At 49.5% G+C, this 16920-nt stretch carries 4 protein-coding genes; all 4 read left to right on the forward strand.

The window, feature by feature from the left end; translation table 11 throughout:
- Positions 1-345 precede the first annotated feature (345 nt).
- The 4 genes from trpE to Q0499_RS22590 all read left to right on the forward strand — a co-directional run bounded on the left by trpE (position 346) and on the right by Q0499_RS22590 (position 16885).
- Entirely contained in the window at positions 346-1830 is a 1485-nt protein-coding gene (gene trpE, locus Q0499_RS22575) for an anthranilate synthase component I (RefSeq protein WP_299204922.1), read from the forward strand.
- 192 nt (positions 1831-2022) lie between these two features.
- Positions 2023-3414 carry a type VI secretion system-associated FHA domain protein TagH gene (gene tagH, locus Q0499_RS22580; protein WP_299204925.1) on the forward strand — a complete coding sequence of 464 codons (1392 nt, stop codon included), beginning with the start codon at positions 2023-2025 and terminating at the stop codon, positions 3412-3414.
- Between the two features lie 72 nt (positions 3415-3486).
- The gene (locus Q0499_RS22585; protein WP_299204928.1) at positions 3487-5283 is read left to right on the forward strand and encodes a ShlB/FhaC/HecB family hemolysin secretion/activation protein; all 1797 of its coding nucleotides are present in this window, start codon (positions 3487-3489) and stop codon (positions 5281-5283) included.
- Positions 5284-5371: 88 nt separating this feature from the next.
- Entirely contained in the window at positions 5372-16885 is an 11514-nt protein-coding gene (locus Q0499_RS22590; RefSeq protein WP_299204931.1) for a filamentous hemagglutinin N-terminal domain-containing protein, read from the forward strand.
- The last annotated feature ends 35 nt before the right edge of the window (positions 16886-16920 follow it).

A 16920-nucleotide genomic window follows, 5' to 3' on the forward strand; every position in this document is an offset into this window, starting at 1 on the left:
TGCTGGTTACCGGAATAACGCTTATTTTTTCGAGATCAAAGATGCCTTTCCCGGTAAAAAGCGATGATCCATAAAAAATCGGTCTGTGAATAACTGACCTGGTTGATTCGGAGAGAGGGCTGCTATAAGGTTGGATCTCTGAATTAACGATTGTCTGGAATCACTGTGTCAGATTTGGTAGCCCCAATGAATATAAACCTTTGCTCCTTCTGTGTGGGGGAACGTTGGCGATGGCGTAACTGACCCCCGCTTATCAGTTATTACGCCCGGCTGCTTAAAAACTCACCCGGAATCGATTTCAAAAACTCTGTTAAAGACATTACAGAGTTGTTACGAGAACAGACCATGACACCTGAACAATTTGCTGAGCTTTCAGCTCATAATTACAACCGTATCCCTGTGGTTCGCGAAGTGTTGGCGGATCTGGATACCCCTCTTTCCACCTACATGAAACTGGCTAATCAACCCTACAGCTATCTGTTAGAGTCCGTGGAAGGCGGCGAAAAGTGGGGGCGTTACTCAATCATCGGCCTGCCTTGCCGGACGGTGCTTAAAGTTTTTGGTCACAGTGTCCGGATTGAGACCGACGGTGAAATAGTCGAGCAGTCAGAAGTGGCTGATCCGCTGGCGTTTGTTGAACAGTTTCAGGCCCGCTATCGGGCGGCGGAGTTGTCGGGCCTGCCTCGATTTAATGGTGGTCTGGTAGGCTATTTTGGCTATGACTGTGTCCGCTATGTTGAAAAGAGGCTGGCCGATAGTGTGCCAGACGATGTGATTGGCACACCCGATATTCTGTTGATGGTGTCAGATGAGGTTGTCGTGTTTGACAATCTTAGTGGTAAGCTGATTCTGATCAGTCATGCTGATCCCGCCGAAGAGGATGCCCTGAATCAGGCGCAACTGCGGTTGGATGAACTGGTTACCCGGCTGCGTTTTTCCGTACCCTATCAGGAGACTCAGCCGACAGAGCGCCGTCAGGTGTCTGAATCAGAGTTCAAATCCAGCTTTGGAGAACAGCAATTCAAAGACGCTGTTGATCGGATTAAGGAATACATACTTTCAGGCGATGTGATGCAAACTGTTATATCGCAGCGGATGACGATTCCTTTTACCAGCAGCCCTCTTGATCTTTATCGTGCCCTGCGTTGCTTGAATCCGTCACCCTATATGTACGTTTTGCATCTGGGTGATCACCATGTCGTGGGTTCCTCACCGGAAATCCTCGCTCGGGTGGAAGACAACGTGGTAACGGTTCGGCCAATTGCCGGAACCCGCCCGCGGGGAGAAACGGAGGCTGAAGACCTGGCGCTGGAAAAAGAGCTGCTGGCTGATCCGAAAGAGCTTGCAGAACATCTGATGCTCATTGACCTGGGGCGAAACGATGTCGGCCGGGTCGCAGAAATAGGCAAGGTTGAGCTGACCGCGCAGATGGTGGTTGAACGTTACTCGCATGTGATGCACATCGTTTCTAATGTTATCGGTCAGCTGAAGCCAGAGGTCTCAGTGATGGATGTGCTGCGTGCAACGCTGCCTGCGGGTACCCTGAGTGGCGCACCAAAAGTTCGGGCGATGGAGATTGTTGACGAGCTGGAACCGGTTAAACGGGGCATCTATGGCGGTGCTGTTGGATATCTATCCTGGAATGGCAATATGGACACTGCGATCGCCATCCGCACCGCCGTGATTGAAAACGGCCAGCTGCATATCCAGGCCGGTGCCGGTATCGTTGCCGACTCTGTGCCCAGTTCCGAATGGGATGAAACCATGAATAAAGGCCGGGCTATATTCCGCGCGGTGGCGATGGTCGAACAGGGGTTGGATAATCTCTGAAAAGTACTCATGTGATCAAGCCTCCGCAAGGGGGCTTTTTTGTATATATTTTATTAACAGATGTTCTATTACATCGATGCTTATAGCTGATCGGGGTCAGTTGACCTTCACTGCGGATTGTGGCCAAATACGCACTCTCGCGAGAACAGGGACAGTTTTCAATTAGGACGTACTTACTATGGATGGTTGGCGGTGAAGATTAGAATTACTCTGATTGCTTTCAGGGGTATCGCTCCCGCAAGGAAAGTCGAGAAGGTTTTTTCCGGAGAGGATTTCACCATTGGCAGGGCCGATGATAATGAGATTGTGCTGGAAGACCCTGATCGATACTGCTCACGCTATCATGTCCGCTGCTACCAGATTTCAGGCAGCTACTATCTCGAAGACATCAGTTCTCCCGGTACTCAGTTAAATGCTGGCCAGTTTATAACTCGTGGTCAGCGTCATAAACTGCAGGACGGTGATTGTCTGATTATTGGCGAAAATCAACTATTAGTCTCTGTTGAAGATGATGAGCCTGTGCGACATCAGCAGACCAGTCAGGACTCGTTTTCCATCGATGATTTTTTTAGCGAAACTGAAGCTGATTTAGCAGAACACCATCCCGTATCCCGCGTCGCGCCTTTACCCAATATCCCTCTGGGAAATACCGCTGACTTTTACCGCGCTCCAAAATATCAAAGCAGTGTTGATTCTGAAGATCATAACCCTTTTGATTTTTCAGATCTTTCTCTACATGTGGGCACTTCCAATGACTGCACTGCTGATGTATCAGGCGAGTCTCTATCTGCTGCGTATGATGATTCAGCATCGGAAGGTCTGCTTAAGCCAGCAATGCCTTATACATCGGACGTCGATGAATCTGTAACAGCTAAAAACCAGGTTGCGCCTGAATCAATGAGTGTAGAGCAGTCGCAAGCGCAAAGCCCTGCATTAAATAGTTCAGAGCTTAATAGTTCAGAGCTTAATAATTCAGAGCTTAATAATTCAGAGCTCCATATCGACAGTCGCGCAATTCGGGCGTTTCTGGATGGGCTTGGGCTCAAGTCTGAAGACCTTATTGGCAGGAATAAAGTTGAAATTATGCACGCCGCAGGAGAGATGCTGAAGATCCTCACCAAAGGAACAATGGAGATCCTTCAGACCCGAAGTGATATTAAGCGTGAATTCGGTATGGATGTGACGCGCATTGGAGCTGTCAGGAATAATCCTTTGAAATTTTGTCACAGTATCGAAGACGCGATGTTGATTATGCTAACCCATTCAGAGGGTTATCTTGGCCCTCAGGAAGCGGTTCTTGAGGGTGTGGTTGATGTGAAAGCACATCAGGTCGCCGTGATGTCTGGTATGCAGGCCGCGTTAACAGCGCTGCTTAAACGATTTGAACCTGCAGCATTAGAGTCTCAGTTAAACGTTCGCTTTACGTTATCGAAGAAGAGTCGCTATTGGGACCTCTATACGACGGCATATCAACAGCTACAACATGAAGCCCAGGATAGTTTCCATGGTTTGTATGGTGATGAGTTCTCACGCGTATATGAAGAGCAGGTAAGGCAAATACATAAAGTGTTGTCGATGCCTTAGCTTGTAAAACATGTAGTAATCAGTTCAGAAATATTACGGAAAGTTAAACGCTTACAGGGATGAGTGCGAACAATGAATAAAACCATTTGGTTGAATACTCCAATACAAAGTCTTGTAGCAGGAGGAATCTGTTGTCTGCTGGCGTTTAGTGTATCCGCCGCAACTAAACCTATGCCTGATGGAGCAACGACCGGCGGCACGACCCCCAGAACATTATCACAACAGCCGGGGCTCCCTAAAGAAGTTGATCTGACCATTCCCCCTCGAAAAGACCGTCCGGTTGATTTAAGCGCAGGTCCCCTTTTTGATGTATATCTGCTTAATTTATACCAGCTTGTCCCATCACAGAATACTAAACAGTTGGTCGACGATGAAGTGGTCATTGAGATGCTGATGTCTGCGATGGTGGAGAATAATGCACGCTTTACATTGGGGCGACTGCAGCAGTTAGCGGATAAAATTACCAACTATTACCGCGCTAAGGGATTGGTGTTGGCAACTGCTTATGTACCCGCTCAGGATGTGGTGAATAATACAGTAGAGCTGCATCTGCTTATGGGTGAATTGGGTGAGATAGAAGTGTCCGGTGATTCCTCTTATGACGCTGAAACGATAAGCCGTGTTTTTGCTGATCAAATAGGTAAACCGCTTAATAAATCAGACATTGAATCTTCACTGCTGACTGTGCTGGATTATCCTGGCCTCGATATTTCCGGCGTGCTTGAACCAGGGGAGAGTGTGGGCTCCACTAAAATGTTAATCAATATTAACAGTGAAGATCGGGTGTCCGGCGCAGTCTATCTGGATAATAAAGGTTCACAATACTCCGGCGAAGAGCGCCTGGGGCTGGATCTCTCTGTGAATAACCCCCTGGGTTTGGCGGATAGGTTGACACTGAATTTTATCATACAGAATAAGCCGGAGGTTGAGGGGGACTTTTCAGTTGATAATGCGAAGTACAGCGGGGCGACTTATGAGTTTAGCCCCGTCGATTCTGACTATATCGCTTCACTACATTATCATCAGAGTGATTACGAAGTAGGTCGTGATCTGGCTGCGTTTGCATTCGCTGGTAAATCTAAGCAATGGAAAGCAGGGTTGAAAAAACAGCTTGGCCGTAGCCGCACCCGGAATAGTTATGTCAAGGCTGAGCTGGTTCATGATCAGGTTGAAAACACTCAGGCATCCGAGCAGAGTAGCGCTGATAAGCTTACGGCTCTGGTTGCCGCCTATGGTTATGATTTCTCAGATAACATTTTTGGTGGTGGATTTACTCGCGGAGAAGTTTCTGTACAACATGGTTTTGCCGGCGTTCTGGGGGCCATGGAGAATAATGACCTTAATGCCAGCCGCACCTCTTCTGAAGGGCCCGCGCCTGCAGAGTTTAATCTGTTTGAGTTTAATCTATCCCGCTATCAGCGGTTGTCTGATAATAATGCCCTTATTTTAAAGTTTAATGCGCAGTATTCTCCTGACTCCCTGTTCTCCGTTAAGCAGTTTGGAATGGGCGGGTTTGATAGTGTGAGGGCTTACCCAAGCGGCGAGTATCTGGCTGATTCCGGTTTTTATACAGGTTTAGAGTTAATCAGCAATGCGCCTGGGTTTTCTGATAAGCCTGCCTTTAATAATCGAACCTGGGGAGAGGTATTACAGCTAATGCTGTTTGCCGATTATGCTCATGGTTATAAGAATAATGCACTTCTTGGTGAGGAGTCCCAGCTAGACCTGAGCGGTCTTGGTGTAGGTGTACGCCTGATGCCTGCTGAGTCATTTACGGCCACGCTGACAGTTGCTACACCCTTAGGCGATAGGAAAGCATCAAATGATCGCGATCCTCAGGTTTATGGTGAGTTGAACTATCTTTTCTGATTCTGATTGAGTTCGAATTATATTTGAAAGAGTAATTACGAGCTTTGCATACCGCGAAGCTGGTTGAAACGTTAAAGGGATATGCTCCATGGAATGGAAACTGAAACCGCTTGTACAAGTCATTAAAGCGATTGGTGCGACAGGGGCTGGCTCCTTTATGTTGTTCAACGGAGCACATGCAGCCGTCGAGAATTTCAACGTTTCTTCCGGCTCCGGGAGTATCGCAAGGCCGGACTCTAGCACCAATATCGTTACCCAGAACAGTAAGGTGATGGTTGCTACTGTTTCACGGCTGGATCTCGTCGGTAATGAACTGCTGCAGCATAACGCACAGCTATCTGGTTCATCTGTTCTGTATAAAATACAGGATGTAAAAGCTTCCGATATTCAGGGACGAATTGAAGGGAATGCAAACCTGAAACTGATGGTTTTACAAAACCGTAACGGGATGGTCTTTGGCCCGAACTCTCAAGTGGATGTTAACTCCTTCGTTGCCACAACCCTTGACGTTGATGATGCTGCGTTTCAGACCGGGCAGCTTATTCTGGATGCCAACGGCAGTACGGGGGTTATTGTTAATAAAGGGTTAATTCAGGCGGCTACCGGGGGTTCAGTTGCTTTGGTTGCCGGTCAGGTTGACAACCAGGGCGTGATTGTCGCAGAGAAAGGTCATGTTGAACTCGCCTCAGGCAGTGCTGTAACCATCGATTTTGATGGTGATGGTTTGCTGCAATTACGCATTGATGAAGAGATTGCTTCAGGCTCAGGTGATGCCGTCGTCAATAGTGGTCTGATTCAAGCGAATGGCGGAGAAGTATTTTTAACGGCAAAAGCTGCTCGGGATGTGTTCACCCGTGTTGTTAATAATAGCGGAGTCATTCGTGCTGGCAAAGTCAGTAATGAAGGGGGTGTTATCCGTCTTCTGGGTACCGGTGGCGATACTATTAACAGCGGGAGCCTGGTTGCTACCTCTGCTGATGGCAATGGCGGAGACGTCGATGTCCTGGGGGATCGCGTTGCCCTGACAGATAATGCGCTTATCGATGCTTCCGGTAAATCGGGAGGAGGCAATGTTCGCATCGGCGGCGATTTTCAGGGTAAGAACCCGGAGATTACTAACGCATCCGATACCTTCGTAGGATCCGGCGTTGCAATCAAAGCGGATGCTACCGGTAATGGCGATGGTGGTCGGGTTATTGTCTGGGCTGATAACAGTACCCGTTATATGGGTAGTATCAGTGCCCGTGGTAAAGGCCCATCGGGTAATGGTGGTTTTGCGGAAGTCTCGGGTAAGCGCTCTTTGAGTTTTACCGGTAATGCTGATCTGAGTGCTGAAACTGGCAATAATGGTCAGTTACTACTGGATCCTGACAACCTGACCATTGTCGCTGATGATGGGAGAGATTCGATAGCCGCAGGAGTTATTAGTGAAGACTTTGAGTTTGGCGGAACTGAAAGTGTTATCGATAACGACACAATCATCCAACTGTTATCAACGGCCGATCTTAAGTTACAGGCCCATGATGATATTTCTGTAGATTCAGTTGTAAATCTTAATGCATCTAATAGTCTTACTTTAGAAGCCGGCGATGATATTCATATCAATGCCAGCATCAGCAATATTGGTAGTGGTGATCTGAGTTTTATTGCCGGATCGGAAGATGCAACCCCAGATAATCTTGATGTTCCAGCCCAGATTATGCTTGGAGCAGATGTCACCACCGCAGGCGAACAGATCTATACCGGCGCCGTGACTCTGACACAGGATGTGATACTGGCAGGTACAACGATCACGTCCAACGAAGTTACTGGAACCCAAAACCTGACAGTGACAGGCAGTGCCGATCTGCAAGGAGCGGTATCGGTCAATGACCTGTCGATCAGTAATAATGCTAGCTTCGCCTCGACGGTTGATGCCAGCAGTGTCCTAGTTAGAGGCAATGCGGTCATTAACGCGGTAGTGAATACCGACAGTCTGGCAATCACCGGCACCACCGATCTGGGTGCCAATGTTACCACCGTAGGCGATCAGACCTATACCAGCGCCGTGACGCTGACCGGGGATGCGGTACTAACCGCCACAGGTGCAGGAAGTACGATCAACCTCAACAATACCGTGGACGGTGCCCAGCGACTCGAGCTGAATGCCGACGGGGTTCAACTGCTGGGCACTGTCGGTGGCACGACCGCCCTGACCGAAGTGGTGTTTGATAACGCGGCGACGCTGGGCGTGAACATCACCGCTGGCATCCAGACCTTTATGGACAGCCTGACACTGGGTAACAACGTCACCCTGACCGGCGATGTAACGACCAAATCGATCAGTGGCTCGCAGAATCTGCTTGTTACAGGCACATTGAATAGCGAGGGCGCCGTTGCAATCAACGACCTGAACGTCTTTTCCGATGCCACCTTTGGTTCCACGGTTGATGCTGGGAGCGTTGTTATTGGTGGCAATGCCAAGATTAACGATACTGTGAATGCCGATAGTCTGGCAATCACCGGCACCACCGATCTGGGTGCCAATGTTACCACCTCCGGCGATCAGACCTATACCGGCGCTGTGAGCCTGGTACAGGATGTGATACTTGCAGGCACAACGATCACTGCCAACGAGATCACTGGAAACCAGGACCTGACAGTGACAGGCAGTGCCGATCTGAAAGGAGCGGTATCGGTCAATGATCTCTCGATCAGTAATAATGCAAGCTTCGCCTCTACTATTGATGCCAGTGCTGTCAGCATTGGTGGTGATGCAGTTATTAGCGATGCAGTGACTGTTGATAGCCTGGTAATCAGCGGGACAACGGAGCTGGGCGCAAATGTCACCACTGTCGCTGATCAAACCTATACAGGTGCCGTTACTCTGAAAAAGGATACGGTACTGACGGGTACAGCGTTAAACTTCAGCAATAGCATTGATGGTGGTCATCGACTGGAACTGGATGCTGCTACGGTTAATCTGGCATGGGATATCGGTGCAACGCAGTCCCTGAGTGAGATCGTCTTTGATCACACAGCAACTCTGGCCGTTGATATCACCGCCGACATTCAGACCTTTATGGATAGTCTGACGTTAACTGACAGTGTCACCCTAAACGGTGATGTGACGGCGCAAGGAATAACGGGGCCGTATAATCTGACAGTGACAGGCAATGCCGATCTGAACGGAGCGGTATCGGTCAATGATCTATCAATCAATCATAATGCAGTCTTTAATTCCACGGTTGATGCCGGTGTTGTCAGCATCGGTGGTAATGCGGTTATTCGCGAATCGGTAACTGCTGACAGCCTGGCAATCACCGGCACCACCGACCTAAGCGCAAATGTTTCCACCGACGCTGATCAAACCTATACAGGTGCTGTGAGCCTGACACAGGATGTCGTATTGGCTGGCACAACGATCACTACCAATGACGTCACAGGAGCCCAAAACCTGACGGTGACAGGCACTGCCGATTTGAAAGGAGCGGTGTCGGTCAATAATCTGTCGATCAGTAATAATGCAAGCTTTGCCTCTACTATTGATGCCAGTGCTGTCAGCATTGGTGGTGACGCGGTTATTGGGGATGTGATTACTGCTGATAGTCTGGCAATCAGCGGGACAACGGATCTGAGTGCAGATGTCACCACTGTCGCTGATCAAACTTATACAGGGGCCGTTACTCTGACAAAGGACGCGGTGCTGACGGGTACAGCGTTAAACTTCAGCAATAGCCTCGATGGTGGTCATCGACTGGAACTGGATGCTGCTACGGTTAATCTGGTCCGGGATATTGGCACAACGCAGTCCCTGAATGAGATCGTCTTTGATCAGGCAACAACTCTGGCCGTTGATATCATTGCAGACATTCAGACCTTTATGGACAGTCTGACGCTAACGGATAATGTCACTCTGACCGGAGATGTGGCGGCACAGTCAGTAACCGGTCCGTTCAATCTGACTGTTGCGGGTAATGCCAATCTGAATCGTTCAGTTGCTCTCAATAGTCTGGATGTGCAGGGTAGCAGCAGCCTCTTAGCCGATGTGCATACCAGTGGCATCCAGAACTACGGTGGTGCTATGTCGCTGGGCCATGATGTGGTGTTGACCGGCTCAACGGTAACCACTAATGGTGTCAGTGGCACGTATAACTTTAGAGTAGATGGCACCGCAGTCATTGATGGTGCTGTTGATACCCGTAATATCTATCTAACCGGGCCTGTTAGTCTGGGAGCTGATGTCACAACCGCTGTTGATCAGACCTATATCGGTCCTGTAACCCTGACGAATGATGCTGCACTCACCGGTACAGTCCTGAATTTCAGTGACTCGATTGATGGTGCTCACGCATTAGTTCTGGATGCGTTGGTTGTTAATCTGGCCCAAGATATCGGTGCCACAGAGTCTTTGAATAAGGTTCTGTTTGTCCAGGGTTCAACTCTCGGCGTTGATATTGATGCCGGATCTCAGGTCTTTATGAATAGCTTGACGTTAACCGACAATGTCACCCTCACCGGTGATCTTAACGCTCAGTCAATAACTGGCCCTTTCAATCTGATTGTTTCGGGTAATGCTAATCTGAATGACACCATTTCAGTGGGAAGTTTACATGTTATCGGGGCAACTGATCTTGGCACTGATATTTCGACCACAGCGGGGCAGGTATATGGTGGTGCTGTCTCACTGACAGGTGATAGTAGGCTTACCGCAACGACTGTGAATTTTAGAAGTACCGTTGATGGTAATCATCGCCTATATCTCAATGCCGATGTCAATCAGGGAGGCAGCATAGGCGCAAATCAGCAGCTCAGTGAAATTGTCTTTATGAAGGCCGCTGACCTGGCTGGGAATATTTATGCTGATAGACAAACCTACCTGAGTGATTTGAATCTGAGCCACGATGTTCTGCTCACCGGAGAGGTCTTAGCGCAGTCAGTCAGTGGTTTGCATAATTTAACCGTCAATGGCACTGCCGATCTGAGTGAGACTGTGACTATCAACGATCTTTCGGTGACGGGGGATGGCCGGTTTGGGTCAACGGTTGATGCCGGGGCCGTCACTATAGGTGGTAATACCATCTTTGTGGATACAGTTACGGCCGATAGTCTGATAGTTGGCGGGACAAGTGATCTGGCAGCAGATGTTTCCACCATAGGTACCCAGACCTACAGCGGAGCCTTGATGCTGAATAAGGCTGTTAACCTCACGGGTACAGCGATCAATGCAAACAGTATAAACGGTGCCCATGACCTGGTGATAACAGGGAATACCGATCAACGTGGGTCAGTGTCGGTTAATGATCTTACAATCAGTGGCGATGCTGCCTTTGCCTCAACGGTCGATGCCGGAGACATTAGTATTGGAGGTAACTCTTCGATCATGGATACGGTGACGGCAGATAGCCTGAGCATTACAGGAGAAACTCAGCTCGGTGCGGATATCAATACGCTGGCTTCGCAGACCTATGGCGGAGCTGTTACGCTGACCAATGATGCCGCCTTGTCAGCGACAGCGATCAACTTTAACAGCACAGTGGACGGTAACCACCGTCTGGTGCTGGATGCAGTTGTTAATATGTCGGCAGATGTGGGTGGAAGGGAACAGCTAAACGAAGTTGTTTTTACAAAAGCGACCGGGCTGGCGGGGAATCTCTATGCCGGGGTACAGACTTACTTGAGCGATCTTACCCTGAGTCAGGATGCCACTCTCAACGGAGATATAACTGCACAATCAGTGATCGGTGCGCATAATCTTGTAATCAATGGTGATGCTGACTTTAGCGGCGTTATGTCGGTCAATGATCTATCCGTGAGAGGTGATGCAGCGTTTGGAGCAACCGTAGATGCCAACGTTATTACCCTGGGTGGCAACACGGTCATCAGAGGGGGAATAAACGCCGAAAGCCTGGCCGTGAACGGCACCAGTAATATCGCAGCCGATATCACCACTCTCGGAGCGCAGACCTATACCGGTAGCGTAAATCTGACACATGATGCGATGCTAACCGGCACCAGCGTCACGGCTAATGCGGTAACCGGGGCTCATAACCTGAGCATAACCGGTGATGCCGATCTGAACGGAGTAATAGCCGTAAATGATCTGTCTGTGAATGGTGATGCAGACTTTGCATCTACGGTCGATGCTAAAGCGGTCAGAATTGCGGGTAACAGCATTATCAATGATCTGCTGACGGCGGATAGCCTGAATATCACCGGCACCAGTATTGTTGCAGCCGATATAACTACTCTTGGCACACAAACCTATAGCGGCGCGATTACCCTAACGAATGATGTGATACTGTCCGGCACCAGCATCACCGCTAATGCGGTAACCGGTGCGTATAACCTGAGCGTAAACGGTGATGCCGATCTGAACGGTGCAATCGCCGTGAATGATCTGTCGGTGAGTGGTAATACCGACTTTGCATCGACGGTCGACGCTAATGCGGTCAGAATTGTAGGTAATGGCATTATCAATGATCTGCTGACGGCGGATAGCCTGAATATCAACGGTAGCAGTGATATTGCAGCCGACGTAATTACTCTCGGCACACAAACCTACAGCGGTGCGGTTACCCTGACGAACGATGTGACACTGACCTGCACCAGCATCACCGCTAATGCGGTAACCGGTGGGCATAACCTGAGCGTAACCGGCGCTGCGAACCTTAACGGAGCGGTATCAGTTAATGATCTGTCCATCAGTGGTGATGCAGACTTTGCATCTACGGTCGATGCTAAAGCGATCAGTGTGGGTGGCAACAGCGTTATCGGTGATACCGTTACCGCCGAAAGCCTTATGGTTGCTGGCACAACTGACCTGGGAGCCGACGTCACTACGGTAGCGGCACAGACCTATAGTGGCGGGGTAACGCTGACGAATGATGTCGCGCTGTCTGCGACAGAAATTAACTTTGAAAGCACCGTTGATGGCAATCACCGTTTGGTGCTGGATGCGGTTGCTAATCTGTCAGGCGATGTGGGTGGCAATGTGCAGCTGAGTGAGGTTGTCTTTACGCAGGCTGCCGATCTTGGGGGCGATGTCTACGCTGGCATACAGCGCTATATGAGTGGTCTGAGTCTGAGCAATGATGTGATCCTGACCGGTGATATAACCGCTCAATCTGTGACCGGTCCACATAACCTGATTGTTACGGGTAGTGGGACTCTGAACGGCGCAGTGTCTGTAAATGACCTCTCTGTGAGTGGTGATGCAAACTTTGGATCGACGGTTCAGGCTCGTGCGGTACGTATAGTGGGGAACACCACCACTGCCGATCTGGTCACGGCAGCCAGTCTGGATATTACTGGCACGTCAGACCTGGGTGCAGATGTTACCACTTCTGGCGCACAGACCTATAACGGTGCTATCACCCTGAAGAAGGATGTCATCCTGACGGGTGCCGTAACAACGAATACCGTTATCGGAGCTCATAACCTATCGATTTTGGGCAATGCTGATCTGAACGGTGCAATCGCCGTGAATGATCTGTCCGTGAATGGTAATGCAGAATTTGCGGCAATGGTCGATGCTAACGCGGTCAGTATTGCGGGTGACAGTATTATCAATGATCTGCTGACGGCGGATAGTCTGAATATCACCGGCACCAGTGATATTGCAGCCGATGTCACCACTCTAGGTACACAAACCTATAGCGGTGCGGTCACTCTGACGCATGATGTAATGCTGACCGGCACCAGCGTCACCGCTAATGCGGTAACCGGTGCGCATAACCTGAGCGTAACCGGCGCTGCTGACCTGAACGGAGCGGTATCAGTGAATGATCTGTCCGTCAGTGGTAATGCCGACTTTGCTTCTACGGTTAATGCTAACGCGATCAGAGTGGGTGGCAACAGCGTTATCGGTGATACCGTTACCGCAGAAAGCCTGGACATCACAGGCACAACAGATCTCGGAGCCGACGTCACCACTGTTGCGGCACAGACTTATAGTGGCGCAGTGACCTTGACAAATGATGTAGCGCTGTCAGCCACGGACGTTAACTTTGGTAGCACCGTTGATGGCAATCATCGTCTGTTGCTGGATGCGGTGGTGAATCTGTCAGGCGATGTGGGTGGCAATGAGCAGTTGAGTGAAGTTGTCTTTACTCAGGCAACTGATCTGGGGGTTGATATCTATGCCGGCATACAGAGCTACATGAGCGGTCTGAGTCTGAGCAATGATGTCTCTCTGAGCGGTGATGTAACCGCTCAATCAGTGACTGGCTCGCATAACCTGATCGTTACGGGTAGTGGAACTCTGAACGGTGCTGTGTCGGTAAATGATCTCTCTGTGGGCGGTGACGCAAACTTTGGATCGACGGTTCAGGCTCGTGCAGTACGCATAGCGGGGAACACGACATCTGCCGATCTGGTCACGGCAGTCAGTCTCGATATCACCGGCACGTCAGACCTGGGTGCCGATGTTGCCACTTCTGGTTCACAGGCCTACAACGGTGCTATCACCCTGAAGAAGGATGTCATCCTGACGGGGACTGCCGTAACAACCAATGCCGTTACCGGTGCTCAGAATCTGTCGATTGAAGGGGATGCCGATCTGAACGGAGCAATCGCCGTGAATGATCTGTCTGTGAGCGGTGATGCAGACTTTGCATCGATGGTCGATGCTAACGCGATCAGTATTGATGGTAACAGCATTATCAATGATCTGCTGAGGGCGGATAGCCTGAACATCAACGGCACCAGTGTTGTGGCTGCCGATATTACTACCCTTGGAACACAAACCTTTAGCGGTGCGGTCAGCCTGACAAATGATGTGCTGCTCACCGGTACCAGTGTCACTGCTAATGCGGTAACCGGTGCGCATAACCTGAGCGTAACTGGCGATGCAGATCTTAACGGAGCGGTATCAGTTAATGATCTGTCTGTGAGTGGTGATGCTGACTTTGCATCTACGGTCGATGCTAAAGCGATCAGAGTGGGTGGCAACAGCGTTATCGGCGATACCGTTACCGCAGAAAGTCTTACTGTTGCTGGCTCAACTGATCTCGGAGCCGACGTCACTACGGTCGCAGAACAGACCTATGGCGGTGCGGTGACCCTGACGAATGATATAGGGCTGTCAGCGACGACGGTTAACTTTGACAGCACCGTTAATGGCAATCACCGTTTGGTGCTGGATGCGGTGGTCAATCTGTCTGGCGATGTGGGGGGCGATGAGCGGTTGAACGACGTTGTCTTTATGCAGGCAACCGACCTGGGGGTCGATATCTACGCTGGTATACAGACCTATATGAGCGGTCTGAGTCTGAGCAATGATGTCTCTCTGAGCGGTGATGTAACCGCTCAATCTGTGACTGGCTCGCATAACCTGATTGTTACGGGCAGTGGGAATCTGAACGGTGCTGTGTCTGTAAATGATCTCTCTGTGGGCGGTGACGCAAACTTCGGATCGACGGTTCAGGCTCGTGCGGTACGTATAGCGGGGAACACCACCACTGCCGATCTGGTGACGGCAGCGAGTCTGGATATCACTGGCACGTCAGACCTGGGTGCCGATGTCACCACTCTCGGCGCACAGTCCTATAACGGTGCTATCACCCTGAAGAAGGATGTCATCCTGACGGGGACTACCGTAACAACCAATGCCGTTACCGGTGCTCAGAATCTGTCGATTAAAGGGGATGCCGATCTGAATGGTGCAATCGCCGTGAATGATCTCTCCGTGAGTGGTAATGCAGACTTTGCATCTACGGTCGATGCTAACGCGGTCAGTATTACGGGTAACAGCATTATCAATGATCTGCTGAGGGCGGATAGCCTGAACATCATCGGCACCAGTATTGTTGCTGCCGATATCACCACTCTCGGTACACAAACCTATAGCGGTGCGGTCACTCTGACGAATGATGTATTGCTGACCGGCACCAGCGTCACCACTAATGCGGTAACCGGTGCGCATAACCTGAGCATAACTGGCGCTGCTGACCTGAACGGTGAAGTAGCCGTGAATGATCTGACCGTTAGTGGTGATGCTGACCTTGCATCTACGGTCGATGCTAAAGCGATCAGTGTGGGAGGCAACAGCGTTATCGGTGATACCGTTACCGCAGAAAGCCTCGACATCACGGGCACAACTGATCTCGGAGCCGACGTCACTACTGTTGCAGAACAGACCTATAACGGTGCAGTTCGCCTTGTTAATGATGTTGATATGAAAGGTTCGGTCATGAGTGCTGGTGCTATGAGCGGAAATCATAGTGTGGCTATTGATGGCATAGCCGATTTCAACAGCACAGTCGTTATACAGAACCTCTCAGTTAGGGGGATTGCAACATTCAACGGTGCTGTCGATTTACAAAACGCAACGTTGGGTGCCGATGTAGTATTCGGGTCAGAGGTTAATGCACAAAACCTAACGGTTGCGGGTAACACTGAGTTGTTTGGTAATGTAACAACTGCGGCCGCTCAGTCGTTTACAGGTGCGGTACATATGAATACTGATATTACCTTATCAGGCTCCGATATTTCAGTTGGATCAGTGGATGGTGGATATGCCTTAACGGTCTCAACTGACCGGTTTTTAACCGGTGATATCGGCTTAAATACGGCTCTGACTCAGCTCGATATTCATTCGTTTTCTGGCTTTAGTCTGCAGAATGTCAGTGTCGATGGTGATGTGTCATTGGTTTCGAATGGAGATATATCAGGCAGCAATGGAATATCTATCTTGGGTAATCTGTTAGTTGATACCGCGAGTGATGTCATGTTGATGAGCAAGCTTAATGATTTCTCTACTGTTGAGATCACAGCTAGAAATGCATCACTAAGAGACAGCAACAATGTTGTTCTTAATAGTATCAACACGTCAGAAGATCTGACGGTTACGTCGGACGATAATATTTATGATAATGGTCATGTTTCTGTCGCAGGATTAGCGACATTCAGGGCTAATGATGAGATTGACTTGGGTAGCTGGGGTACCACTGAGGTAACCCGTTTTGGTTCGCTTGCTGTATCCGGCCTGGATCAGGATAGGGCCAAGAAGGTTTCTGTGATCGAGGATGATAGTCTGCATATCGCGAAGGGTGGGGCAAATGATTTGGCGCTGATCTCTGAGCTGGGGAGTATCACTACGGATACCGGCCTGACTCTGGAAGTTGAGAATAACCTTCACCTTGAGGTTAAGGCAGGGCAGAACATTGGTACATCGACTAATCCGATTGATTTTGACTTTACGGGAATCAATGGTGATTATTCTACTTCTACCCTGAACTTAGTGGGTGATAACGCTTTCATTACCACCCAGGCAAGTTTGTTGGCTGTTCGGCTGAATACCAGCGGTTCCTCTGTTCTGTTTCGCTCGGCTCTGACTGATACCGTTTTATCCTCCAGTATGGTTGATTTTCTCAACTATCTATTCGGTGCAGATGAGGCGCTGTTTAACGAATTTGTTATTATCTTTGACGTTAATAGCGATGGAATAATGCTTCCAGAAGACCAGAAAGATGACATATTTGCGTATATCAAAGAGGGACGTACATCTGTCGGATATATTCGTCAGGGAGAAAAATTTAAACAACTCTTTGATCTCTGGCAAAAATACGATACTGTGTTTACATTAACCGTGCCACAGCGTGATATGATCGCTGCCGGTTAACGATATGCCCAGGGATAGGCAACTATTTAAAAAGG

This window comes from uncultured Amphritea sp., from assembly GCF_937127095.1.
Lineage (GTDB): Bacteria > Pseudomonadota > Gammaproteobacteria > Pseudomonadales > Balneatricaceae > Amphritea.

What these genes read in the sequence shown, in the direction of transcription:
- Q0499_RS22585 (WP_299204928.1), top strand. Translation starts at nt 3,487, where the DNA reads ATGAATAAAACCATTTGGTTGAATACTCCAATACAAAGTCTTGTAGCA.
- Q0499_RS22590 (WP_299204931.1), top strand. Translation starts at nt 5,372, where the DNA reads ATGGAATGGAAACTGAAACCGCTTGTACAAGTCATTAAAGCGATTGGT.
- trpE (WP_299204922.1), top strand. Translation starts at nt 346, where the DNA reads ATGACACCTGAACAATTTGCTGAGCTTTCAGCTCATAATTACAACCGT.